General features: G+C 65.7%; 26 protein-coding genes. 15 read left to right on the top strand and 11 right to left on the bottom strand.

Going from position 1 to position 22,188, the window contains the following annotated elements; all coding sequences use genetic code 11:
• Position 1: 1 nt before the first annotated feature.
• Genes ABIC17_RS05925 through glmU form a run of 3 tightly spaced genes read right to left on the bottom strand, consistent with a single transcriptional unit; the run spans position 2 to position 2,119 of the window.
• Entirely contained in the window at positions 2 to 367 is a 366-nt protein-coding gene (locus tag ABIC17_RS05925) for a type II toxin-antitoxin system VapC family toxin (RefSeq protein WP_354280009.1), read from the bottom strand.
• Positions 364 to 744, bottom strand: coding sequence for a ribbon-helix-helix protein, CopG family (locus ABIC17_RS05920; protein ID WP_354280007.1), 381 nt, complete (start codon positions 742 to 744; stop codon positions 364 to 366). The genes ABIC17_RS05925 and ABIC17_RS05920 overlap by 4 nt, the downstream gene beginning before the upstream one ends.
• Before the next feature lie 25 nt (positions 745 to 769).
• Positions 770 to 2,119: a bifunctional UDP-N-acetylglucosamine diphosphorylase/glucosamine-1-phosphate N-acetyltransferase GlmU gene (gene glmU / locus ABIC17_RS05915; RefSeq protein WP_354280005.1), complete on the bottom strand. Its 1,350-nt coding sequence runs from the start codon at positions 2,117 to 2,119 to the stop codon at positions 770 to 772.
• Between the two features lie 61 nt (positions 2,120 to 2,180).
• Between glmU and ABIC17_RS05910 the strand changes: the two genes are divergently transcribed.
• The 10 genes from ABIC17_RS05910 to ABIC17_RS05865 all read left to right on the top strand — a co-directional run bounded on the left by ABIC17_RS05910 (position 2,181) and on the right by ABIC17_RS05865 (position 11,900).
• Positions 2,181 to 2,855: an HAD-IA family hydrolase gene (locus ABIC17_RS05910; RefSeq protein WP_354280003.1), complete on the top strand. Its 675-nt coding sequence runs from the start codon at positions 2,181 to 2,183 to the stop codon at positions 2,853 to 2,855.
• Between the two features lie 137 nt (positions 2,856 to 2,992).
• On the top strand, positions 2,993 to 4,276 hold the full coding sequence (locus tag ABIC17_RS05905) for an ATP-binding protein (RefSeq protein WP_354280001.1): 1,284 nt from the start codon (positions 2,993 to 2,995) through the stop codon (positions 4,274 to 4,276).
• Positions 4,277 to 4,367: 91 nt separating this feature from the next.
• On the top strand, positions 4,368 to 5,444 hold the full coding sequence (locus ABIC17_RS05900) for a substrate-binding domain-containing protein (protein ID WP_354280581.1): 1,077 nt from the start codon (positions 4,368 to 4,370) through the stop codon (positions 5,442 to 5,444).
• A gap of 32 nt (positions 5,445 to 5,476) precedes the next feature.
• Positions 5,477 to 6,853: a phosphate ABC transporter permease subunit PstC gene (pstC, locus tag ABIC17_RS05895; RefSeq protein ID WP_354279999.1), complete on the top strand. Its 1,377-nt coding sequence runs from the start codon at positions 5,477 to 5,479 to the stop codon at positions 6,851 to 6,853.
• Complete coding sequence (gene pstA, locus ABIC17_RS05890) at positions 6,846 to 8,144, top strand: phosphate ABC transporter permease PstA (RefSeq protein ID WP_354279997.1); 1,299 nt, start codon at positions 6,846 to 6,848, stop codon at positions 8,142 to 8,144. Before pstC ends, pstA begins: the two co-directional genes overlap by 8 nt.
• A complete protein-coding gene (pstB, locus tag ABIC17_RS05885) occupies positions 8,141 to 8,911 on the top strand; it encodes a phosphate ABC transporter ATP-binding protein PstB (RefSeq protein WP_354279995.1) in 771 nt (256 codons plus the stop codon). The genes pstA and pstB overlap by 4 nt, the downstream gene beginning before the upstream one ends.
• 11 nt (positions 8,912 to 8,922) lie before the next feature.
• Positions 8,923 to 9,627, top strand: coding sequence for a phosphate signaling complex protein PhoU (phoU, locus tag ABIC17_RS05880; protein WP_354279993.1), 705 nt, complete (start codon positions 8,923 to 8,925; stop codon positions 9,625 to 9,627).
• A 13-nt stretch (positions 9,628 to 9,640) separates the two neighbouring features.
• Positions 9,641 to 10,333: a phosphate regulon transcriptional regulator PhoB gene (phoB, locus tag ABIC17_RS05875; protein ID WP_010187105.1), complete on the top strand. Its 693-nt coding sequence runs from the start codon at positions 9,641 to 9,643 to the stop codon at positions 10,331 to 10,333.
• Between the two features lie 83 nt (positions 10,334 to 10,416).
• On the top strand, positions 10,417 to 10,815 hold the full coding sequence (locus ABIC17_RS05870) for a hypothetical protein (protein WP_354279990.1): 399 nt from the start codon (positions 10,417 to 10,419) through the stop codon (positions 10,813 to 10,815).
• A gap of 185 nt (positions 10,816 to 11,000) precedes the next feature.
• Positions 11,001 to 11,900, top strand: coding sequence for an SDR family NAD(P)-dependent oxidoreductase (locus ABIC17_RS05865; protein ID WP_354279988.1), 900 nt, complete (start codon positions 11,001 to 11,003; stop codon positions 11,898 to 11,900).
• Between the two features lie 280 nt (positions 11,901 to 12,180).
• Here ABIC17_RS05865 and ABIC17_RS05860 read toward each other — a convergent pair whose 3' ends face one another.
• Both ABIC17_RS05860 and epsC read right to left on the bottom strand, forming a co-directional pair.
• The gene (locus tag ABIC17_RS05860) at positions 12,181 to 12,525 is read right to left on the bottom strand and encodes a DUF2794 domain-containing protein (RefSeq protein WP_354279986.1); all 345 of its coding nucleotides are present in this window, start codon (positions 12,523 to 12,525) and stop codon (positions 12,181 to 12,183) included.
• Positions 12,525 to 13,205, bottom strand: a complete 681-nt coding sequence (gene epsC / locus ABIC17_RS05855; RefSeq protein WP_354279984.1) for a serine O-acetyltransferase EpsC — start codon at positions 13,203 to 13,205, stop codon at positions 12,525 to 12,527. The genes ABIC17_RS05860 and epsC overlap by 1 nt, the downstream gene beginning before the upstream one ends.
• A gap of 159 nt (positions 13,206 to 13,364) precedes the next feature.
• On the opposite strand from epsC, the gene ABIC17_RS05850 reads away from it, so the two are divergent.
• Positions 13,365 to 14,144: a sulfite exporter TauE/SafE family protein gene (locus tag ABIC17_RS05850; RefSeq protein ID WP_354279982.1), complete on the top strand. Its 780-nt coding sequence runs from the start codon at positions 13,365 to 13,367 to the stop codon at positions 14,142 to 14,144.
• A gap of 61 nt (positions 14,145 to 14,205) precedes the next feature.
• Here ABIC17_RS05850 and ahpD read toward each other — a convergent pair whose 3' ends face one another.
• A complete protein-coding gene (ahpD, locus tag ABIC17_RS05845; RefSeq protein ID WP_131531504.1) occupies positions 14,206 to 14,727 on the bottom strand; it encodes an alkylhydroperoxidase, AhpD family in 522 nt (173 codons plus the stop codon).
• Between the two features lie 132 nt (positions 14,728 to 14,859).
• A complete protein-coding gene (locus ABIC17_RS05840; RefSeq protein WP_354279980.1) occupies positions 14,860 to 15,402 on the bottom strand; it encodes a peroxiredoxin in 543 nt (180 codons plus the stop codon).
• A 150-nt stretch (positions 15,403 to 15,552) separates the two neighbouring features.
• Here ABIC17_RS05840 and ABIC17_RS05835 point away from each other — a divergent pair, with 150 nt between their 5' ends.
• Both ABIC17_RS05835 and ABIC17_RS05830 read left to right on the top strand, forming a co-directional pair.
• Entirely contained in the window at positions 15,553 to 16,452 is a 900-nt protein-coding gene (locus ABIC17_RS05835) for a hydrogen peroxide-inducible genes activator (protein ID WP_354279978.1), read from the top strand.
• Between the two features lie 76 nt (positions 16,453 to 16,528).
• The gene (locus ABIC17_RS05830) at positions 16,529 to 17,236 is read left to right on the top strand and encodes a fasciclin domain-containing protein (RefSeq protein WP_354279976.1); all 708 of its coding nucleotides are present in this window, start codon (positions 16,529 to 16,531) and stop codon (positions 17,234 to 17,236) included.
• Here the strand turns inward: ABIC17_RS05830 and ABIC17_RS05825 are convergent.
• From ABIC17_RS05825 to pgsA, 3 genes are read right to left on the bottom strand one after another with little or no spacing between them, the layout of a single operon-like run.
• Positions 17,233 to 17,673, bottom strand: coding sequence for a molybdenum cofactor biosynthesis protein MoaE (locus tag ABIC17_RS05825; RefSeq protein WP_354279974.1), 441 nt, complete (start codon positions 17,671 to 17,673; stop codon positions 17,233 to 17,235). The genes ABIC17_RS05830 and ABIC17_RS05825 overlap by 4 nt on opposite strands.
• 7 nt (positions 17,674 to 17,680) lie before the next feature.
• Positions 17,681 to 17,938 carry a molybdopterin converting factor subunit 1 gene (gene moaD, locus ABIC17_RS05820; RefSeq protein WP_354279972.1) on the bottom strand — a complete coding sequence of 86 codons (258 nt, stop codon included), beginning with the start codon at positions 17,936 to 17,938 and terminating at the stop codon, positions 17,681 to 17,683.
• Positions 17,939 to 17,941: 3 nt separating this feature from the next.
• Positions 17,942 to 18,508 carry a CDP-diacylglycerol--glycerol-3-phosphate 3-phosphatidyltransferase gene (pgsA, locus tag ABIC17_RS05815; protein WP_277969676.1) on the bottom strand — a complete coding sequence of 189 codons (567 nt, stop codon included), beginning with the start codon at positions 18,506 to 18,508 and terminating at the stop codon, positions 17,942 to 17,944.
• Between the two features lie 182 nt (positions 18,509 to 18,690).
• On the opposite strand from pgsA, the gene ABIC17_RS05810 reads away from it, so the two are divergent.
• Entirely contained in the window at positions 18,691 to 19,980 is a 1,290-nt protein-coding gene (locus ABIC17_RS05810) for an MFS transporter (RefSeq protein WP_354279970.1), read from the top strand.
• Between the two features lie 49 nt (positions 19,981 to 20,029).
• On the opposite strand, the gene ABIC17_RS05805 is transcribed toward ABIC17_RS05810, so the two are convergent.
• Positions 20,030 to 20,197, bottom strand: a complete 168-nt coding sequence (locus ABIC17_RS05805; RefSeq protein WP_354279968.1) for a hypothetical protein — start codon at positions 20,195 to 20,197, stop codon at positions 20,030 to 20,032.
• Between the two features lie 187 nt (positions 20,198 to 20,384).
• Here ABIC17_RS05805 and ABIC17_RS05800 point away from each other — a divergent pair, with 187 nt between their 5' ends.
• The gene (locus ABIC17_RS05800; RefSeq protein ID WP_354279966.1) at positions 20,385 to 22,175 is read left to right on the top strand and encodes a sensor domain-containing diguanylate cyclase; all 1,791 of its coding nucleotides are present in this window, start codon (positions 20,385 to 20,387) and stop codon (positions 22,173 to 22,175) included.
• Positions 22,176 to 22,188: the final 13 nt, after the last annotated feature.

Here is a 22,188-nt window from a genome sequence, read left to right as displayed (position 1 = left end):
CTTAGAGGGTGTAGGGGATGTGGATGCCCGGCATGTCGGCCGGGAAATCCTTGGTATTGCGGGTCACTAAGATGCGTCCGTGAACCTGCGCTGACGCGAGGATGACCGAGTCGGCAAGCTTCAGCCGGCGCTCATTGCGCAGTTCCGCCGCGCGTGTCGCAATCGCAATATCGAGCTCATCGATCAGGAACCCCTCCAGCAGCAATTTCGTTCGCGGCATCGTGATCTGGTCAACCCGGGACATGACCTCGATCCACGTCACCCGACTGATCCACCGATCGTCGACCGACTCGAGCTCGCGCTGCGCTGACACGTTGCCGTTAAGTGCATCGATCAGGATATTGCTGTCGAACGACGTGGCGCTCACGATTTTGGCGACGGCTGCACGCCCCGAAGCTGATCGAGATAGATCGCGCGCTGACGATCATCTTCCGCGTCGAAGAGATCGGGAAACTCGGCTTTGACCTCTTCGTAATCGTCGTCCCATGGACGGGTCCAGCTCGCGCGTTCGCGCCGCTGCCATTCAACGGCGTCACCAATGTCGGTGCGATCCTTCCAGGCCCCGAAGCCGGCGCGCAACGCCGCCAGTCGCCGTTGCCGATCCCCCTCTTGCGCGTCGCTCTCGATCAGCCGATCAACCGCGTCACGGATCACCGCAGCGCGCGACTGACCGTGCTCGGCCGCGATCCGATCGAGCCGCGCAATGCGATCGTCGCCGAGCGAAACCAGGGTCCTGCTAGCCATTACCGATAGATATCATCGCGTGATATCACTTGCCAGCTTTCTTCGCCATCATCGCGTCGCGAAAGCGCTTGGCCCATCCGGACTTGGAGACTTGCTGCGGCCGCACCAGTGCGAGCGCGTCGGGTTCGACATCGGCGGTGATCACTGATCCTGCTCCGACGGTAGCGCCCGCGCCGATCGTCACGGGCGCAACCAGCGCCGAGTTCGATCCGATGAACGCGCCAGCGCCGATCACCGTCTTGTACTTGAAGAAGCCGTCGTAATTGCAGGTGATCGTGCCCGCGCCGATGTTCGCGCCCTCGCCTACTTCGGCATCGCCCAGATAGGTCAGGTGGCTCGCCTTCGCACCCGCGCCGAGCACCGCCTTCTTCATCTCGACAAAATTGCCGATCTTGGACGCCTCGCCCATCACCGCGCCGGGGCGCAATCGCGCGAACGGGCCGACCTCGGCCTTCGCGCCGATCCGTGCGCCCTCGATATGGCTGAAGGCATGGATCACCACCCCGTCGGCAACCGTGACACCCGGACCGAAGAAGACGTTGGGTTCGATCACCACGTCGCGACCGATCTGCGTGTCATGCGCGAACCACACCGTCTCGGGCGCGATCAGCGTCGCGCCCTCGGCCATCGCGCGCACGCGGCGCTGCACCTGCCAGTCCGCCTCGACTGCAGCGAGTTCGGCGCGGCTGTTGACGCCCGCGACTTCGCCCGCGCTGGTCTCGATCACCGCGGACCGGCGGCCATCGGCGGCGGCGAGTATGACGATATCGGGGAGGTAATATTCCCCCGCCGCATTGTCGTTCCCGACGCGTGCGAGCAGCGCGAACAAATCTTCGCTGCGCACGGCCATCAGCCCCGAATTGCACAGGTCGACTGCGCGTTCGGCGTCGGTCGCGTCCTTATATTCGACCATCTTCTCGATCACGCCGTCATGCGCGATGATGCGGCCATAGGCCCCGGCATCGCTGGGGCGGAAGCCGAGCACGACGATTGCTGGCGCATCCGGCGCGGCAAGCCGGTCGAGCATGGCGCGCATCGTCGCGGTCGAGACGAGCGGCACGTCGCCGTACAGGATCAGCACGTCGCCATCGAACCCGGCAAGGGCCGCCTCGGCCTGCGCGACCGCATGCCCCGTACCGAATTGTTCGGCCTGCAGCGCGGTGGCGATGCCGAGCGGGGCGACCGCCGCCTCGACCTGCTCACGCCCGGCCCCCGTCACCACCACGGTCCGCGCAGGGTGGAGCGCGGCAATGCTGTCGACCAGATGGAGCAGCATCGACCGCCCCGCGATCGGATGGAGGACCTTGTGCAGGTCGCTTTTCATGCGGGTGCCCTTGCCAGCGGCAAGGACGATTGCGGCAACGGGACGGTTCATCCCCGAAGCACTGCCACGACCGTCTTGCCAATTCCATAGCAACCCTGCCAGTCATGCCGTCATGACGAAGAATTCATTCGATATCGTGGGGTTCGACCTCGATGGGACGCTGGTCGACAGCAGCGGCGATCTGACCGCGGCGGTCAACGACACGCTCGCGTCGGTGGGCCGTGCCCCGCTGACGATCGCGCAGGTCAAGACGATGGTCGGCGGCGGCGCAAAACACATGCTGACCCAGGGGCTAGAAGCGACCGGCGGGATCGACGCGGACGCGTTCCGCGCGCTCTACAAGCGGATGCTCGCGTATTATGGCGATCACCTCTCGGTGCATACACGCCGCTTCCCCGGTGCGGTGGCGGCACTCGACGCGCTGGCGGAACGCGGCGTGCGCGTCGCGGTGTGCACCAACAAGTTCGAATCCTTTGCGACCCGGCTACTGACGGACCTGGGTCTGATCGACCGGTTTGCCTGCATCATCGGGGGCGACACGCTCGGCCCCGGCCTGTCCAAACCCGACCGCGCGCCGATCGACGAGATGATCCGGCGCTCGGGCGGCGGTCGCGCCGCGTTCGTTGGCGATTCGATCTACGATATCATGGCGGCCCGCAATGCGGGCATCCCGGGCATCGCGGTCAGCTTCGGCTTCCTGCTCGAGCCGGTCGAGCAAATGGGTGCGGATGCGGTGATCGATTCGTTCGACGACCTGATCCCGACGCTGGATCGCCTGGCAGCCTGACGCCGGGGCCGCGCCGCGCTGGCGCAGCCCGGGCCACAAAAGCCATGCCAGCAGGCCCGGTGGCTTCCCCCAGCTTGTACAGCCGCACGCTGCACTGTTCGCTTCCGCCCGCCTGCAACACTCGCTAAGGCACTCCGATGCTGCAAGGGTTCGGGACACGCACGGTTACCGCCATCGGGCTCGTCGTGATCGCGGCGGTCGCGGTATTCCTACTCGAATGGAATCTCCAGGCGGCGATCATCGCGCTCGTCGGCGGTATCGCCGCCGCGCTGGTCGCGACCGGGACCGGCGACCAGCCGATCGAATCCCCGCGCCCACCCGAAGTCGTGCCGCAAGCCCCCGTGCCGCACCTGCAGGAAGTGATCGAGGCGGTCCTCGGCCCCGTACTGATCGTCGCCGAAGGGTTGGTGACCCATGCCAATGCCGCGGCAACCGGGTTGCTCGGCAATCACATCGTCGGGGAGGACGTGCGCGTCGCGATCCGTCATCCGGGCGCCGCCGAACGGCTCGCGAGCCCGCTCGCAAGCACGCCGCAAGGGCCGACCAACCTTGTCGGCCTCGGGGCGCGCGACCAGCATTGGGAGATGCACGTCACCCCCGCCACCAACGGCCAGCGGATCGTGCACCTGATCGACCGGACCGGCAGTTATGCGGCAGAACGGATGCGGGTCGATTTTGTCGCCAACGCCAGCCACGAACTGCGCACGCCGTTGGCGTCGATCCTTGGCTACATCGAGACGCTCGGCGACGACAAGGCAGGCGAGGACGCGCAGGTCCGGGGCCGTTTTCTCAAGATCATGTTCGACGAAGCGCGCCGGATGCAGCGCCTGATCGAGGATCTGATTTCGCTCAGCCGGATCGAGGCGGAGAAATACCGCCTGCCCGATCGCGCGGTCGATCTCGCCGAGCTGGTCGAGGAAGTGCGATCCGAACTGCTCGACGCGCAAGCCAGACGCAGCGCGGACATCGTCGCGGATCTCGACCTCGGCGTGCCCGCGGTGGCGGGTGATCGCGCGCAGCTGAGCCAGATCCTCCACAATCTGATCGGCAACGCGATGAAATATGGCCGCGCCGGAACCCCGGTGACGGTCAAGCTGTGGAGCGACCGGCTCGGCATGGTGCGGATCAGCGTCGCCGACGAAGGCGAAGGAATCGCGCCCGAACACCTGCCGCGCCTGACCGAACGCTTCTACCGCGTCGATCCGGGCCGCAGCCGCGCCGCGGGCGGGACCGGACTGGGCCTCGCGATCGTCAAGCACATCGTCGAGCGGCACCGTGGCCGGTTCGACGTTGCCAGCACCGTCGGCACCGGCACGACAGTCACCGTCATGCTTCCACCGCATGCGAAGACCAGCCCGCCCCCCTCCGCAGCTGTGCGCTCTACGAACGGGCTTTCCGATGCTATTGTCATCAAACGGTAACGTGAACGTCACAGAGGCAGCGTGCGACGATGGTAAGCGGTTCAGGACACCAGCCTTCCGCCATGCGAATCGTTGACCGTAGGGAATCATGATGAACCGGAAGCACGGCAAGTTTGCGAAGGTCGGCGGCGTTATTCTGGCTGCCGTGGCGATCGGTTCGCTCGGCGCATGCCAGGATCAGGCGAATGGCGGCGGTGCCGGATCGCGCGACCACATTACCGTGGTCGGGTCCTCCACCGTATTCCCGTTCACCACGCTGGTGGCGGAACGTCTCGTCAACGGCACGCCCGGCATGAAGGCCCCCGCGATCGAGGCAACCGGGACCGGCGGGGGGATGAAGCTGTTCTGCGCCGGCGTCGGCGCGGCCTACCCTGACATCGAGGACGCCTCGCGCCGGATCAAGGCGAGCGAGTATAAGACGTGTGTCGGTAACGGCGTCTCGAAAATCATCGAAGTCCAGATCGGCCTCGACGGCATCGCCTTTGCAGAAGCCAAGACCGGCCCGAAATTACAGCTGACCGCAGTCGACCTGTACAGCGCGCTCGCGGCCGCACCGAAGGGGCGCCCCAATACCGCCAAGACGTGGAAGGACGTGAATGCGGCGCTGCCCGCGATCCCGATCCAGGTCTATGGTCCCCCCTCGACCAGCGGCACACGCGACGCATTTGCCGAACTGGTGCTGGCACGCGGGTGCGAGACGGTCCGTCCCGAGATGGCCGCGGTCAAGGAAAAGGATGCCGCCGCCTTCGCCAAGGGCTGCACCGCGATCCGTGAAGACGGGGCCTATATCGACGCGGGTGAGAACGACAATCTGATCGTCCAGAAGCTCCAGTCCAACCCCAATGCGATCGGCATCTTCGGCTATTCGTACCTCGAACGGAATACCGACAAGCTGAACGGCGTCCCGCTCAACGGGGTCGAGCCGACCTATGAGACGATCGCGCGCGGTGCCTATCCGGGGTCGCGACCGCTGTATCTGTACGTCAAGGCGGCGCACCTGAGCGCGATCAAGGGGCTGCGCGAGTTTCTCGCCTTGTACGCAACATCGTGGGAGCCGGGCGGCCCGCTTGCGGCCAAAGGGTTGATCGCCGCGCCCGAAGACGTTCGCAAACGCAATGCCGAGATCGTAAAGAACGCTACGCTGCTTCTGCCGTCGCAACTCAAATGACCTGTCCTCCAGCCCAAGATCGAGCCTGACGCGTGTCCTTACTCGCCCTTTTCCTGGTTGTTGCCGGACTCGGCCTGATCGGCTGGCTGACCGCGCGGATGCGTGCGGTCGCGTTCCGGCGCGGCAGCACCGCGCGGTTCAGTTCGCTGCCATCGCATTTCGGCGGCTATGTCGCCCTGTGGACGATCCTGCCCGCCACGCTATTCCTCGCGATCTGGGCGTGGACGTCCCCCGCGCTCGTCACCAACAGCGTGTTGCAGGATCCGATCGCGGCGCAATTGCCGCCCCCCGGGTTCGACCGCGCCGCAATCCTGTCCGAAGCGCGCAGCCTGGCGTCGGGCAACAGTTTCGGCGCGTTTAACCCGCTCGCCGAGAAGCTGGCACCCGCCTATGCGGTCGCGCAGGGACAGATTGACTGGATCGGCACCGCCGTTGCTCTGTTGCTCGTGGTGGCGACCGGCGGGTTTGCCTATACGCGGGTCCGCCCCGATTTCCGCGCACGGACACGGGTTGAGGTCTTCGTGATGGGCGGCCTGCTCGCCGCCTCGCTGATCGCGATCCTGACGACCGTCGGGATCGTTGCGTCATTGCTGTTCGAATCGTGGCGCTTCTTCGAGATCGTGCCGATCACCGACTTCCTGTTCGGGACGCACTGGAGCCCGCAGGTGATCGACCCCGCCGATCCGGGCGCGACGCTCGGCGCAGTACCGTTGTTCTGGGGCACGTTCCTGATCGGCGCGGTGATCGCGATGATCGTGGCGATCCCCTTCGGGCTGATGAGCGCGGTCTATCTGACGCAATATGCGACGCCGACCGCGCGCCGCTGGATGAAGCCGATCCTCGAGATCCTCGCGGGCGTGCCGACGGTCGTCTACGGCTATTTCGCTGCGCTGACCGTGGCGCCGGCGGTGCGGGATCTGGCGGTGTCGATCGGCGTGACCTGGGCGAGCTCCGAGAGCGCGCTTGCCGCGGGGCTGGTGATGGGGGTGATGATCATCCCGTTCGTCTCCTCGATGGCAGACGATTCGCTCGCCGCGGTACCTGGATCGATGCGCGACGGCAGCCTTGCGATGGGCGCGACCTCGTCCGAGACGATCCGCCGCGTGCTGCTCCCCGCTGCATTGCCGGGCGTGGTCGGCGGCGTGCTGCTCGCGGTGTCGCGCGCGATTGGCGAGACGATGATCGTGGTGATGGCCGCATCGGGCGTCGCCACGCTGACGCTCAACCCGTTCGCCAGCGCGACCACCGTGACCAAGCAGATCGTCGACCTGCTGACCGGCGAAGCCGAGTTCGACAGCCCGAAGACGCTCGCCGCCTTCGCGCTGGGACTCACGTTGTTCGTCATCACCCTGCTGCTCAACATCGTCGCGCTGACGGTCGTCAAACGGTATCGCGAAGCTTATGAGTGAAACCCTCGTTGCCCAGCTCCCGGTCGGTGCCGCCGAACCCGACGAGCGCGCGCCGACCGACTGGCGGACGCAGTCGATGCAGCGCCGCATCCGTCAGCGCTATGCCGCGGAACGTCGGTTCCGGCTGCTCGGGCTCGCCGCGGTCGTGCTGTCCGCGGGGTTCCTCGCGGTCCTGCTCGTCACGATGGTCTACAATGGCGCAAGCGGCTTCGTGCAGACGCGGATCGCGCTGCCGGTCGATTTTGCCCGGGCGGGGCTGGTGCTCGATCCGGCGCGGTTGCGCGGGCCGGGTGCGGATCTCGCGCTTGCCGCCGCGGGCGTGGAGGACGCCACCGACAACGCCGCCGTCGCAGCCTTCGGCAAGGACGGCGCGACGCTGCTGTCGGACGGTGCGTGGCTTTCGGTACGCGCGGCGATCAAGCGCGATCCTGCGATCATGAACGGGCGGAGCATCGTCTGGGTGCCCGCGTCCGAGGCGATCGACAGTGCCGCGAAACGCGCCGACAGCCCGGCAAACGAAGCGATCGTTGCACAGCTCAAGGCGCGCGACGCGCTCTCGACCGGGTTCAACTGGCCGTTCCTGACCGCGTCGGATTCGAACGATTCGACGCGTGCGGGGATCTGGGGGGCTTTCAAGGGCTCGCTGTTCACGATGGTCGTGACGCTGCTGATCGCCTTCCCGGTCGGCGTACTATCTGCGCTATATCTCGAGGAATATGCGCCGCGGAACCGCTGGACCGATCTGATCGAGGTTTCGATCAACAATCTGGCGGCGGTGCCCTCGATCATCTTCGGGTTGCTCGGCCTCGCGGTGTTCCTCGGCACCATGGGCCTTCCGCGCTCGGCCCCGATCGTCGGCGGGCTGACGCTTGCGCTGATGACGATGCCGGTGATCGTCATCGCCGGGCGCAACGCGATCAAGGGCGTGCCCCCGTCGATCCGCGATGCGGCCCTCGGGATCGGCGCGAGCCCGGTGCAGGTGGTGTTCCACCACGTGCTGCCGCTTGCGCTGCCGGGCATCCTGACCGGCACGATCATCGGTATGGCGCGCGCGCTGGGCGAGACCGCGCCGTTGCTGATGATCGGGATGCGCGCGTTCATCTCCGCCCCCCCGGGCCGCATTTCCGACCCCTCGACCGTGCTGCCCGTGCAGATCTTCCTGTGGTCCGACCAGATCGACCGTGGCTTTGTCGAGAAGACGAGCGCGGCGATCATCGTCCTGCTGGTCTTCCTGCTCGCGATGAACGGCTTTGCGATCTACCTCCGAAACAAGTTCGAGACCCGCTGGTGAACATTCCCAACCAACCCAAGATCTCCGCAAAACGGGTCAGCGTCTATTATGGCGCGAAACGCGCGATCGACGACGTGTCGCTCGATTTCGACGAACGCTATGTGACCGCGCTGATCGGCCCGTCGGGCTGCGGCAAATCGACCTTCCTGCGCACGCTCAACCGGATGAACGACACCGTCCCCAACGCGCGGGTCGAGGGTGACATCACGCTGGACGGTGAGAATATCTACGACCCGTCGATGGACGTGGTGCAGCTTCGCGCGCGCGTCGGCATGGTGTTCCAGAAGCCAAATCCCTTCCCCAAGTCGATCTTCGAGAATGTCGCCTACGGCCCGCGCATCCACGGGCTTGCCGCGAACAAGACGCAGATGGCCGAGATCGTCGAACAGTCGCTGCGCCGCGCGGGGTTGTGGGACGAGGTCAAGGACCGACTGAGCGACAGCGGCACCGCATTGTCGGGCGGGCAGCAGCAGCGTTTGTGCATTGCCCGCGCGATCGCGGTCGATCCCGAAGTGATCCTGATGGACGAACCGTGCTCCGCGCTCGATCCGATCGCCACCGCCAAGATCGAGGAACTGATCCACGAGCTCAATGGCCGCTATGCAATCGTGATCGTGACGCACAACATGCAACAGGCCGCGCGCGTATCGCAGCGGACCGCGTTCTTCCACCTGGGTACGGTCGTCGAATATGGCGCGACCTCGGACATCTTCACCAATCCGCGGCAGGAACGCACCAAGGATTACATCACCGGTCGGTACGGCTGAGACGGGACGGAATGGGCAGCATGGAACATACGGTCAAAGCCTTCGACGCCGACATCGGGCAGTTGCGCGGGCTTATCGCGCAGATGGGCGGGCTCGCCGAACAGGCGATCGGCGCCGCAATGGAAGCGTTGCGGCTTCACGACCTGGAGGGGGCGCGGCGCATCATCGACGGCGACAAGCGGATCGACGCGCTCGAGATGGAAGTCGAACAGCTCGCGGTGCGAATCATCGCGCTGCGTGCGCCGCTGGCGGACGATCTGCGCGAAGTCGTCGCCGCGCTCAAGATCGCGGGCGTGGTCGAGCGGATCGGCGATTACGCCAAGAACATCGCCAAGCGCGTCCCCGCGATCGAAAGCCACGGCGAGATCGAACCCCTGTCGGTGCTGCCCGCCATGTCGGTGCTTGCGGTGCAGATGGTCCACGACGCGCTCGACGCCTTTGCGGCACGCGATGCGGCGGCGGCGGAGGAAGTCTGTGCGCGCGACCGGCAGGTCGACGATTTCTACAACAGCCTGTTCCGCGTGCTCGTCACGCACATGATGGAAAACCCCAAGACGATCGGTCAGGTCGCGCAACTGCTGTTCGTTGCCAAGAACCTGGAACGCGTCGGCGACCATGCCACCAACGTCGCCGAGATGGTCTATTTCTCGGCGACCGGCACGCACATGGCCGAACGTGATCGCGGACCGAATTCCTATTTAACGCCGACCGCTTGAAGGAATACACGCCATGGCGCGCGCGAAAATGTTGCTGGTTGAAGATGATGCGGCGCTGGCCGAACTGCTGATCTGGCATTTCAAGCGCGAGGACTTTGAGATTGCCCAAACGCCCGATGGCGAGGAGGCGTTGTTGCTGGCGAAGGAGAACACCCCCGACATCGTCCTGCTCGACTGGATGGTCGAGGGGTTGTCGGGGATCGAAGTGTGCCGCCGCCTCCGCCGGATGCCCGAAACCGCGAACGTGCCGATCATCATGCTCACCGCGCGCGGCGAGGAAGAGGACCGCGTTCGCGGGCTCGAGACCGGCGCGGACGATTATGTCACCAAGCCCTTCTCCCCGCGCGAACTGGTCGCACGGGTCGGTGCGGTGCTCCGGCGCGTGCGGCCCGCGCTCGCAGGCGAACAGTTGACCTATTCCGACATCGAGATGGACACGGTCGGTCACAAGGTCCGTCGCTCGGGCGAGGTCATTCCGCTTGGGCCCACCGAATTCCGGCTGCTCAAGCACTTCCTCGAACATCCCGGCTGGGTCTTCTCGCGCGAGCGGCTGCTGGATGCGGTGTGGGGGCATGATAGCGACATCGAAAGCCGCACCGTCGACGTGCATATCCGTCGCCTGCGCAAGGCGATCAATCGCGGCGATCGACCCGATATCATTCGCACGGTTCGGTCAGCAGGCTACGCACTCGATTCGGGAGCGTAAGAATTTTGGGAGCCATGACCGGACATGCGCGTTTGTCCGGTCGTGCAGTACGCAATGCTGCCATTGTTTGCAGGAGTCCCGATATGAAGTTCACGATGCTCGCAGCGCTTGCTGCCACGGTCGCCATGCCTGCCCTCGCGCAGACCACCCCGACCACCGCCGACACGTCGATGCAGCAGCCCGCCCCAGCGCAGCCCGCAGGCGCGCCCGGCATGCAGCAGGCTCCGGCAGACCCGGCCATGGCGCCCGCAGCACCGGCCGCTCCGGCAGCCGACCCCGCAATGGCACAGCCCGCCGCCCCCGCAGGCGGTCCGGCGATGGCACCCCAGGGTGGCCAGCCGCCAATGGCAGCCCCGGCCGCAGCAGCGCCGATGCCGGCAACCGCCGACTATCCGGCATGCTCGGCCTCGGTGAAGGATCAGTGCATCGACAAGCGCGGCACCGGTTCGCGCAAGGCGACGATGCGCCGCAAGCGTAAATAATCGTACCGGCGGCGCATCACGCGCCGCCACCGCGATCGACCAAGGCCGACGTAGGGGAAAGTCCCTGCGTCGGCTTTTTCGTGTCTTAGGTTTGGCGCAGATCGGGGCGGATCCGCGGGATTCCCGCCCTTGCGCGCTCTGCGCATTGGCCTAGGACGCGCTCCAGCGATATTAGAGGAGCCAGTATGACCATCCGTTTCGACGACAAGGTTGCGATTGTCACCGGTGCAGGCGGGGGCCTCGGCCGGGCCTATGCGCTCGAACTCGCAAAGCGCGGGGCGAAGGTCGTGGTCAACGATCTCGGCGGATCGCGCGACGGCACCGGCCACAGCGATGCGGCGCTCAAGGTCGTCGAGGAAATCGAAGCCGCCGGTGGTACCGCGATGTCAAACGGCGGCAGCGTCACCGAATATGCGCAGATGGTCGAGATGGTCGCCAAGGCGAAGGAGGCCTGGGGCGGCGTCCATATCGTCATCAACAACGCCGGCGTCCTGCGCGACAAGAGCTTCGCCAAGATGGAGCCCACCGACTTCGAGTTCGTGGTCGATGTTCACCTCAACGGCTCGGCCAACGTCACCAAGGCGGTGTGGGAGACGATGCGCGCGCAGAATTATGGCCGCTTGTTGATGACCGCATCGTCGACCGGGCTGTTCGGCAATTTCGGGCAGGCGAATTACGGCGCGGCAAAGCTGGGTCTGGCCGGCCTGACCAAGACGCTCGCGATCGAGGGTGCCAAGAACAACATCAAGGTCAACACGATCGCCCCGACCGCGGGGACGCGGATGACCGAGGACCTGTTCCCCGCCGAAGCGTTCGCCGCCTTCGCGCCCGAGAAGGTCGCCCCCGCGGCGCTGTATCTCGTGTCGGAGGATGCGCCGACCAACATGATCGTCGGCGCGGGCGCGGGCGTGTTCCAGGCCTCCTATGTCACGCTGACGCAGGGCAAGTTGCTGACCGGCGACGATCTCTCGCCCGAGGGCATCGCGGCGCACTGGGCCGAGATTACGGATCGTACCGGCGAGCTGACCCCGCAGAGTGGCGCGGAGCAGGCGATGAGCATCCTGAAGAAGCTGCAGGGCGGCTGATTCGCCTTGGGGGTCGAAGCTTGCGTCTCACGCCGGCTTCGACTTCGCTCAGCCCGAACGGAGTTTGGGGCCGGGGACACTTCCATCCTCCGTTCGCCCTGAGCCAAGTCGCAGGGCCTGCGCTGGTTGACCTTATCCTACCCGTTCGCTTCGAGCGAAGTCGAGAAGCCGGGCACAGCGCAGGTTTCGACCTCGCTCAGCCCGAACGGCGTTCGGAGCGGGGGACATCCCTCGCTCCGTTCACCCTGAGCGAAGTCGAAGGGCCCACACAACGCCCGCGTCAGTCCTCGACCACCTTCATCAACCGCCGCTCGACCGGGGCCAGCACCGGCCCCAGCTCATGCCCGCGCTTGAGCACGACGCCCTGTTCGTTGATCAGCGCCCACATCCCCTGCCGATTGCGCAGGGCAGGACGTTTCTCGATGCGGATTTCGGGCCGTTCCGCCGCGCGCCGGAACGCCGCGAAGATCGCGACGTCGTGGCCGAACTCCATCGCATAGTCGCGCCAGATCCCGGCGGCGACCATCCGTCCGTACAAGTCGAGGATGCGGTTGAGTTCGAGCCGTTCGAAACCGATCTGCTCAGGCTTACCCCGTGTCGCGGGGAATGGCGTTACCGTCCCCATCAGGCGCGGTCGCGCACGTCCTGATGATCAGCCAGCAACGCATCGAGCCGCTTGCGCATCGTCTCCAGTTCGCAACGGAGCAGTTCGACCTTCTGCGACTGCGGGTCGAACACGTCGGAGCACGGCGTACCGTAGGCGAGGAATTGCGCGGGCTGCTTGCCGCCCTCGACCATCGTCGCGCGCGCCGGGATGCCGACCATCGTCGCGCCCTGCGGCACGTCGCGCGTGACGACCGCATTCGCGCCGACACGCGCGCCCTGCCCGACCGTGATGGGTCCCAGCACCTGCGCGCCTGAACCGATGATAACGCCGTCGGACAAGGTCGGGTGCCGTTTGCCGGGGACGCCATTGTCGGGGTTGGTCCCACCGAGCGTGACGCACTGATAGATGGTTACGTTATCGCCAATTTCGGCGGTCTCGCCGATCACGACGAAGCCGTGGTCGATGAAGAAATGCCGCCCGATCTTGGCACCGGGGTGGATGTCGATTGCGGTCAGGAAACGGCTCATGTGGTTGACCGCCCGCGCCGGGAAAAACAGCCCCGCCCGGAACAGCCGGTGCGCGACGCGGTGATAGGCCAGCGCCCAGACACCGGGATAGGTCAGAATCTCCCACCGCGAGCGCGGTGACGGATCTCTCGCCTTGATCGAATCGAGATAGGCGAGCAGCCGTCCCATCATCTCAAAAATCCCCTTAATTCGGCTGGCTATTTAGGCCTTCGCGCGTGCGAATTAAAGGTCCGCGGAATGATGATCGACGGTGGCAATACCCGACCAAAGCTATAGGACATGGGAAACACCGTGATGTGGACGCGTCCAAGGACCTGAGAGTACACGCTTATGCCCGATTTCGCACAGATGGATTTCGCGACGGTGTTCTGGACGATGCTGCCGTTCATCGCGGTGGGATTTGCCGCGCAAATGGTCGACGGCGCGCTCGGCATGGCGTTCGGGGTCATCACCAATACCGCGCTGGTGGTGTTCCTGGGGCTGCCCCCACGCCTCGCGTCGGCGACGGTCCATGCGGTCGAGACCTTCACCACGGCCGCGTCGGGCGTGAGCCATATCCTGCACCGCAACGTCGACTGGAAGCTGTTCGTACGGCTGGTCATCCCCGGGATGATTGGCGGGGTGCTCGGCGCCTATGTGCTGAGTTCGATCGATGCCGAAGTCGCGAAGCCGTTCGTGATGGTCTATCTCGCGTCGATCGGGCTGTACCTGCTGTACCGCGCGTGGCGCGGGCGGGTCGAACCGCGCGAGCCGCGGATCGTCGAGCCGCTCGGGCTGATCGGCGGGTTTCTCGATGCCGCTGGTGGTGGTGGCTGGGGCCCGGTAGTGACGTCGAACCTGCTCGTGCAGGGCGCACAACCGCGCAAGACGATCGGGACGGTCAATACATCCGAATTCTTCCTGACCGCGACGATCTCGGCGACGTTCATCTTCACGATCGGGTTCGCGGCGTTCACCGTCCAGGCGATCGGGATCCTGATCGGCGGGGTGGCCGCGGCGCCGTTCGGCGCGGTGCTGGCAAAGCGCGTCCCCGCGCGGCCGTTGATGGGGCTGATCGGCGGCTTGCTGACCGCGACGAGCGCTTATTCGGTATGGGCGGCGCTAACCTGAGGGACCACCCCCGTCATTCCCGCGAAGGCGGGAATGACGGAGGGGGCGGAGAAGCGACCGCTTAGTTGATCGCGGCGTGAACCGTGGCGACCGCCTTCATCACTGCGCCGATGCGGACCGATGTCTGGATCGCCTCGGCGGTGGCGCCCGCCTTCTTCAGGATCTGCTCGTGCGAATCGATGCACATGCCGCAGCCGTTGATCGCGCTGACCGCGAGGCTGAAAAGTTCGAAATCGACCTTGTCGATCCCCGGCTGGCCGATCACGTTCATCCGCAGCTTGGCGGGCATATTCTGATATTCCGCATTCCCGGCAAGATGCGTGAAGCGATAATAGACGTTGTTCATCGCCATCACCGCCGCCGCTGCGCGCGATGCGTTGGCCGCCTCGGGGGTCAGCTTGCCCGCGACTTCGGCTTCGGCGGCATCGACCAGCGGCTTGTAACCGGTGGCATGCGCGCAGGCGAGGAACAGGCCGAACTTCTGCTGGTCGGGCAGATGGGCTTCATTGAGCAGCGAGCCGACGTTGAGGCGGATGTCCTTGGCGAAATCCGGGAGCGTCCCGGCGAAATCCTTGAGTGACATGGGGGGTCTTCTTTCTTGCTCCCCTCCCGCCTGCGGGAGGGGTCGGGGGAGGGCCTGGACATAGAAAAGGGGCGCCCGTTCCCGGCACGCCCCTCCCCTAGCCCCTCCCGCACAGCGGGAGGGGAACTTCGCTTACGCTGCGAGCTGGAGGACGTCGTCGCCCTTGTTCCAGTTGCACGGGCAGAGCTCGTCGGTCTGCAGCGCGTCGAGTACGCGGAGCGTCTCGGCCGGGTTGCGGCCGACGTTCAGGCCGTTGACCTGGACCGCCTGGATGACGTTGTCCGGATCGACGATGAACGTCGCACGGAACGCGACATGCTCGTTCTTGTCGAGAATGCCGAGCTGCGAAGCGAGCACGCCGCCGTTATCCGCGAGCCACGGGAAGTCCGCTGCCGCCAGATCCGGGTCCGACTTGCGCCATGCGAGGTGGACGTGCGCGGTGTCGGTCGATGCGCCGATGAGAACCGCGTCGCGATCCTCGAAGTCGCCCTTCAGGCCGGCATAACCGACGATCTCGGTCGGGCAGACGAAGGTGAAATCCTTCGGCCAGTAGAACAGGACCTTCCACTTGCCGGGGAACGCATCCTGGCTGAGCGTCTCGCCTGCCGGAAGCGCGCTGGTGCCCTGCTGGACGGGAACGGTGAAGTCGGGGAGCTTGTCGCCGATGGTCAACATGATGGTGGCCTCCTGGTTGAATTGGGGCCTCTCACCAGCATCCTCAAAAAGCGCCGCTTTGCCGCGTCGTCTCGTTGCCATCTTCATATAGGGCCTAGTTTAATCGATCCAAGTGGTTATTTATCCACCAGTGATCGATTGGAGCAATGAGTGGCGACCTACCTACCGACGTTGAAACAGCTGCAATATCTCGTGGCGTTGCAGGACCACGGGCATTTCGGACGCGCGGCGGAATCGTGTTTCGTGACGCAATCGACCCTGTCCGCGGGGCTTCGCGAGCTCGAAACGCTGATCGGCGTGACACTGGTCGAGCGCACGCGGCGAGTCGTTCGGTTCACCCCGCTCGGCGAACGGATCGCCGAAAAGGCGCGCCGTGTGCTGCGCGAAGCCGATGAGCTTGGCGACATGGCGCGCGCTGCCGGTCGGCCATTGTCGGGGGAGATGCGGATGAGCGTGATCCCGACGATCGCGCCGTTCATGCTGCCGCGCATTCTCCCGCGGCTGCGGCGCGACTATCCCGACCTCAAGCTGTTTCTCCGCGAGGAACCCAGCGGGCCGGCGTGCGAGGGGCTGCATCATGGCCGTGCGGATTGCGTGCTGCTGGCGCTGCCCTTCGCCTGCGGCGAAGTGGATTCGGAAGTTCTGTTTGAAGATCGTCTGTTCGTGGCGGGCGCGCCCGACGAGATGGGCGATGCCACGCTCGCGATGCCGGCGGGCGAGATCGACGAGACCCGGCTGCTGCTGCTGGAGGACGGGCATTGTCTGAAGGACCATGCGCTATCCGCCTGCGCGCGCCCCGAATTGCGCGCCGAAGCGACGATGCTCGGCACCTCGCTCCACACGATCGTGCAGATGATCGACAATGGATTGGGGCTGACGATGCTGCCCGAAATGGCGCTCAAGGCGGGGATCCTCGACCATACCGGACTGATCGCCCGGCCGCTCGACGCGAGCAGTCCGTCGCGCAAGATCGCGCTTGTGTGGCGGCGGGGTTCGCCGCGGGAGAAGGACTTCCAGCTGCTCGCCACAGCGCTGGCGGACGCGGCCTGACGAAACCATTTCGTTGCTCAACCGTATTTATGCTGCGCCGCCCCCAGGGGTCGCCATCATTTTCACGGAGAGCCTTATGACCCTCAAGAACACATTCTATGCCACGGCAATGGCCAGCGCCCTCGCAATCGGCGCTGCTGCCACCGCACAGACCGCAACGCCCCCGGGCGCGCCCGCAACCGGCATGCAGCAGGCCCCGACCGCGCCCGCGGCCGGCACGCAGACCGCACCCGCACAGGGCGCACCGAACGCTGGCGCACCGGCAGCAGGCACACCCGCCGCCCCGGCTGCAACGACCAATCCGACCGTCGGTGGTGCCGCAATGGACGCGACCAAGACGATTACGGACAACGCATCGGCTGCGCCGAACCTCAGCACGCTGGTGAGCGCAGTCAAGGCAGCTGGCCTTGCGACGACGCTGTCGGGCACGGGTCCGTTCACGGTGTTCGCGCCGACCAACGATGCATTCACGCGTCTGGCACCCGGCACGGTCGACACGCTGATGAAGCCCGCCAACAAGGCGACGCTGGCCAAGGTCCTGACGTATCACGTCGTCCCGGGCACGATCACGCTCGCCGACCTGCAGCAGAAGGCCACCGCCGGCGGCGGGAAGGTCGTGCTGACCACGGTCGAGGGTGAGCCGCTGACCGTCGAGATCGCCAACGGCGCAGTCGCGCTGACCGACGTCAACGGCAACAAGAGCTATGTCGAGACGCCGGACGTCCGCCAGTCGAACGGCGTCGTCCATGTTGTCAACGGCGTGGTCCTGCCGAAGCTGAACTAAGCCTTCCACCGCGCGGCGGCGGCATCGTCGCTGTCGCGCGGTTCTACCCAACTGGTCTCGCCCCCGCGCGTTTCCTTCTTCCAGAAGGGTGCCTCGGTCTTTAGCCGATCGATCAGGAACGCGCAGGCCTCGAGCGCCGCGCCACGGTGCCGCGCCGCGGTTCCCACGAACACCACGATCTCCCCAGGATGCATGTCGCCGACACGGTGCGTGATCCGTGCACCGATCAGGTCCCACCGCGCGATCGCGCCATCCGCAAGCGCCTCGAGCGCGGCTTCCGTCGCGCCGGGATAATGTTCGAGCGACAGCGTCGCGACATTGTCGTCGCTGCGGACGAGACCGACGAACGTCGCAATGCCCCCCGCCCCGCTCGCTGAAATCGCGGCGAACTCAACACCCGCGTCGATGATCGCTTCGCTGACCGTGACCGTCATCATGCGCGCGTCACCCGCCCGTGACTGGAGGAAAGATTGCGACTTCGCGTGCGTTGCCCAGCGGCGCATCGAGCGCGACGAACACCTGGTCCACCGCCGCGCGCAAGCGCTGCCGGTCGACGAAGGCGGCGGCGTACACCGCGCTGTCCGCTGCCAGCCAGTCGATCAAATGCGCGACCGTGGTCACGGTCTCCGGCGGCGAGACGGTCTCGCTCGCCTTCCCGATCCGTTCGCGCACCCAGGCGAAATACAGCAACTCTATCGTCAAGGTTCAGTCCATATGCTTCAGGCCGACGCGCAGGTAATCCCAGCCCGTCACCAGGGTGAGCGCTGCCGCGCCCCATAAGGTGATCAGCCCGACCTGATCGACCCACGGATAGGCGGTGAGCGCCCCGCCGAGGATCAACGCGCCGAGCGACACGAGTTGCAGCGTCGTCTTCCACTTGGCGAGTTTCGACACCGGCACGGAGACCTGCAACTGCGCCAGGAACTCGCGCAGCCCCGACACCGCGATTTCGCGCAGCAGGATCACGAGCGCCGCGATCTGGTGAATGCCGGGGATGATCGCGGGTTCCGGTCCGCGCGTGCCGACCAGCAGCAGGATGACCGCGGCGACCATGATCTTGTCCGCGATCGGATCGAGGAAGACGCCGAGCTTCGACACCGTGCCTTGCGTCCGCGCCAGATAGCCGTCGAAATAATCGGTGATTCCCATCAGGCAGTACAGCACGAACCCCGCCGCATAGCCGTCGAGCCAGTCCGGCCACCACAGGAACCACGCGAGCAGGGGGATCGCGACGATACGCGACAGGGTGAGGAGGTTGGGGAGCGTCAACACCCGCCTGCTCTAGCTCTGTGGGCCGCGCGGCGAAAGCCCGCGATGGTAAATCGTGTCGCCCAAGGGGTTTGCCGATTGGGGGTTTGCCGATTGGGGGTTTGCAGATTGGCGGGTTGCCGCTTGGCGGAAGGGTGGGCTATGGAGCGGGCTTATTCCCGCCACATCGAGGCAACGATCCCATCATGCACAACGCGCTCGGCTTGCTGAAGGAGCGCCGTTTTCTCCCGTTGTTCGTCACCCAGTTCCTCGGCGCGCTCAACGACAATCTGTTCAAGACGGTGATGGTGCAGTTCGCGATCTACAAGATCTTCGCGGACCCCAAGCTGGAACAGAATTTTACGGCATTGGCGACAGCCCTCGGCATCCTTCCGTTCTTCCTGTTCTCCGCGCTCGCCGGACAGCTGGCGGACACGAACGACAAGGCCAAGATCATCCGCATCGTCAAGACAGCGGAGATCCTGATCATGATCGTCGGCGCGGGGGGGCTACTGCTCGCATGGACCGGCTATTCGACCGTCGGGCTGGTGATGATGCTGTTTTCCACGCTGTGCTTGGGGATCCACTCCGCTTTCTTCGGGCCGATCAAATACGCGATCCTACCGCAGCATCTGCATGAGGACGAAGTCCTCGGTGGTACCGGTCTGGTGGAATCCGCGACCTATATCGCGATCCTGCTGGGCACGATCCTCGGTGGCTTCATGGCGGTGCAGCACGCCGCGATCGCGGTTCTGACGATTGCAGTGGTCGGCTGGCTGGTCTCGTTCAAGGTCCCCCCGGCCGCGCGCGAGGGCAAGGAACTCGTCGTCAACTACAACCCGTTCACGTCCTCCTGGCGGCTGATCTCGGGGACGATGCACATCCGCCGCCTGTTCCTCGCGATCTGCGCGATCAGCTTCTTCTGGACCATGGGATCGATCCTGATCATCGTCTTCCTGCCGCTGGCGAAGAATGTGCTGACCGCGAACAACCACGTCTTCACGTTGATGACCGCGCTGTTCTCGATCGGCGTCGCGGTCGGATCGGTGCTGATCAACTCGCTGCTCAAGGGGCATACTTCGGCCAAATACGCGCCCGCCTCGGTGCTTGCGATGGGTGGGTTCGTGGTGCTGTTCTCGCTGCTCGTGCGCGGCTGGCCGGTGGCACCGGTCGGCACGTTGTACGATCTGGCGAGCTTCATCGCGATTCCGCGCGCGATCCTGCTGGTGTCGGTGCTGATGGGGATCGCGATCACCGGCGGGATGTTCGTCGTGCCGCTGTACGCATTCCTGACGACGACGGTGTCGAAGGACGAGACCGCCCGCACCGTGGCGGCGAACAACGTCGTCAACGCGGGCGCGATGACGATCGGCGCGCTCGGCGTGCAGGGGCTGACGTTGCTGGGCGTGACGCCCGACAACATGCTGCTGGTGGTCGCGGCGATGTGCCCGGTCTCGGCGTGGATCGCATGGAAGCTCCACGTTGCCTGTGATTGACCGGGCCTGCGATTGACCGGTCCGGGCTACGCCGGGCCGGACGCGCGCCTTAAAAGATGAACGTGTAGAAGCAGACGAAGAAGGCGGAGAAGCTCAGCACGAAGAGCTTTACGTCCTCTTCGTCGCGCACGCGAGTCCGCGCGAGGCGCTGAGCGGCGACGGCCTGTCGGAAAGGATGGCGGGCGCCGGATGCGGGAAGCGGGAGGGTGCGTTGCATGATGCTAGTTAACGCTTTGTTTACGATTTCATCCAGCATCCGTTGCGGTTAACGGGCGTCCGAAATCGGGACTCTATACCCGCCCAAATCCGCTACGCATCCGCCCACCACACGACCTGTCGCAATAGTTCACTGACGGATCAGCTTGTTAAGACGTCGTTGACCAACGGTCGTGTTAACCAGTGGCATGAGTATCCGGCGTATCCCCTCCGAACATACGGTGGCGTTCCTGTTGGGCGTCGTGTTCTTCGCGGTGGCCACGGCGTCGGTCAGCTTCGCGCGGTTCGATGGCGGAGTCGCCTATGTCTGGGGTGCCGCCGGACTGTTGCTGGCCCGCCTGGTGACCTTGCCGGTCAACCGCTGGCATTTGCCCTTGCTGTGGTGTGGGCTGGGTTGCGTGCTGGAAATCGCGGTGTTCGGGCTCGGCTGGCGCGCGGTTCCGGCGCTGACGCCGGTGCTGCTGCTCGAACCGGTCCTTGCGGCGATGCTGCTCCGCCGCGTGCTGGGGCCGGGGCTGCACATCGCGACGGTGCGCGGCATGCTGTGGTTCATCGGGCTTGCCGGGATCGTCGGGCCGCTGGTGTCGGGAGTGTTCGCCGGCGCGATCGTCGTTTTCTACGCAAACGCACCGTATTGGACCAACCTGCTCCACTGGGTCGTCGCCCACGGGCTTGGCGCGGTGCTGGTCACGCCGATCGCTTATGTCGCGTTCAACCCGGAATGGATCGGCCGTATCAGCCATTGGAAACGCAGCGACCTGTTCGCGAACACCGCGCTGTTGCTGGTGGTCGCGGCGACGTCCGTGTTCGTCTTCTACCAGAAGACCGCGCCGATCCTGTTCCTGCCGCTGCTCCCGATGGTGCTGGCGACGGTGCGCGGCGGACGGATGGCGGCGATCGCCAGCGTCATCATCGTTGGGGCGACCGGCGCGGTGCTGACCGCGCAGGGCCGCGGCCCGATCAACCTGATGCCGGGATCGACGGGTGAGAAGACGTTGCTGCTGCAGGGGTTCATCGCCTGCACCGTCCTGCTCGTGCTGCCGGTCGCGTCGCTGCTGACGCAACGCCGGATCATCGCGGAACGCTGGCGCGAGAGCGAGGCGCGCTATCGCACGATCGCCGACAGCCTTGGCGACGCGATCATCGACGTCGCCGCCGACGGGACGATCCGCTACGCATCGTCCGCGATCGCGGGAATGACCGGCCTGCCGTCGGATGAAGTCGTGGGCAGCAGCGCGCAGGACTTCATCTTCGCCGACGACGCGCCGACCGTCGCCGAAGCCTATCGCCAGGCGCTGGAGACTCCGGGCCGGGCGGTCATCGTGCAATATCGCGGCGCACCCGTCGACGACGGCGAGCGTCGCTGGTTCGAGGCATCGATCCGCGCGGTGACCGCGCAGGGCGAGGCGCTTGGCATCGTCGGGTCGATCCGCGACATATCGGACCGCAAGAGCCTGGAACTGTCGCTGACCCGCGAGGCCCGGCTCGACCCGCTCACCGGGCTGGCGAACCGACGCGCGTTCCTCGAGCAGCTCGAACAGCGTTGCGCGGCGACGCCCTCCGCCTCGCCCAACGCGCGCGCGGGGAGCCTCGCGATCCTCGATCTCGATCATTTCAAGCGGATCAACGATCGGTACGGCCATCCGGCGGGCGACGCGGTGCTCCAGGCGGTGGCGACCGAAGCGATGCGCTTCTGCCGCAGCCACGATCTGGTCGCGCGGATCGGGGGCGAGGAGTTCTGCGTCATCTTCGGCGGCGCGACCATGGCGGATGCCGAGACCGCTGCGGACCGGCTGCGGCAGGCGATCCGCGCGCTGCGGATCCCGATCGGCGACGGCCAGACGATCACGGTCACCGCGAGCATCGGCCTGGCCGAGATCGTCCCCGGCGGTGCCGCGCCCGTGATCCTCAAGCGGGCCGATACCGCGCTGTACGAAGCCAAGCGGCTCGGGCGCGACCAGTTGCGGATCGCTGCGTAAAGCCGTTGGCGGC

The sequence above is a fragment of the Sphingomonas sp. PvP056 genome (assembly GCF_040549155.1).
In the GTDB taxonomy this organism is placed as follows: domain Bacteria; phylum Pseudomonadota; class Alphaproteobacteria; order Sphingomonadales; family Sphingomonadaceae; genus Sphingomonas.
This window is presented reverse-complemented; position numbering and strand designations above follow the sequence as displayed.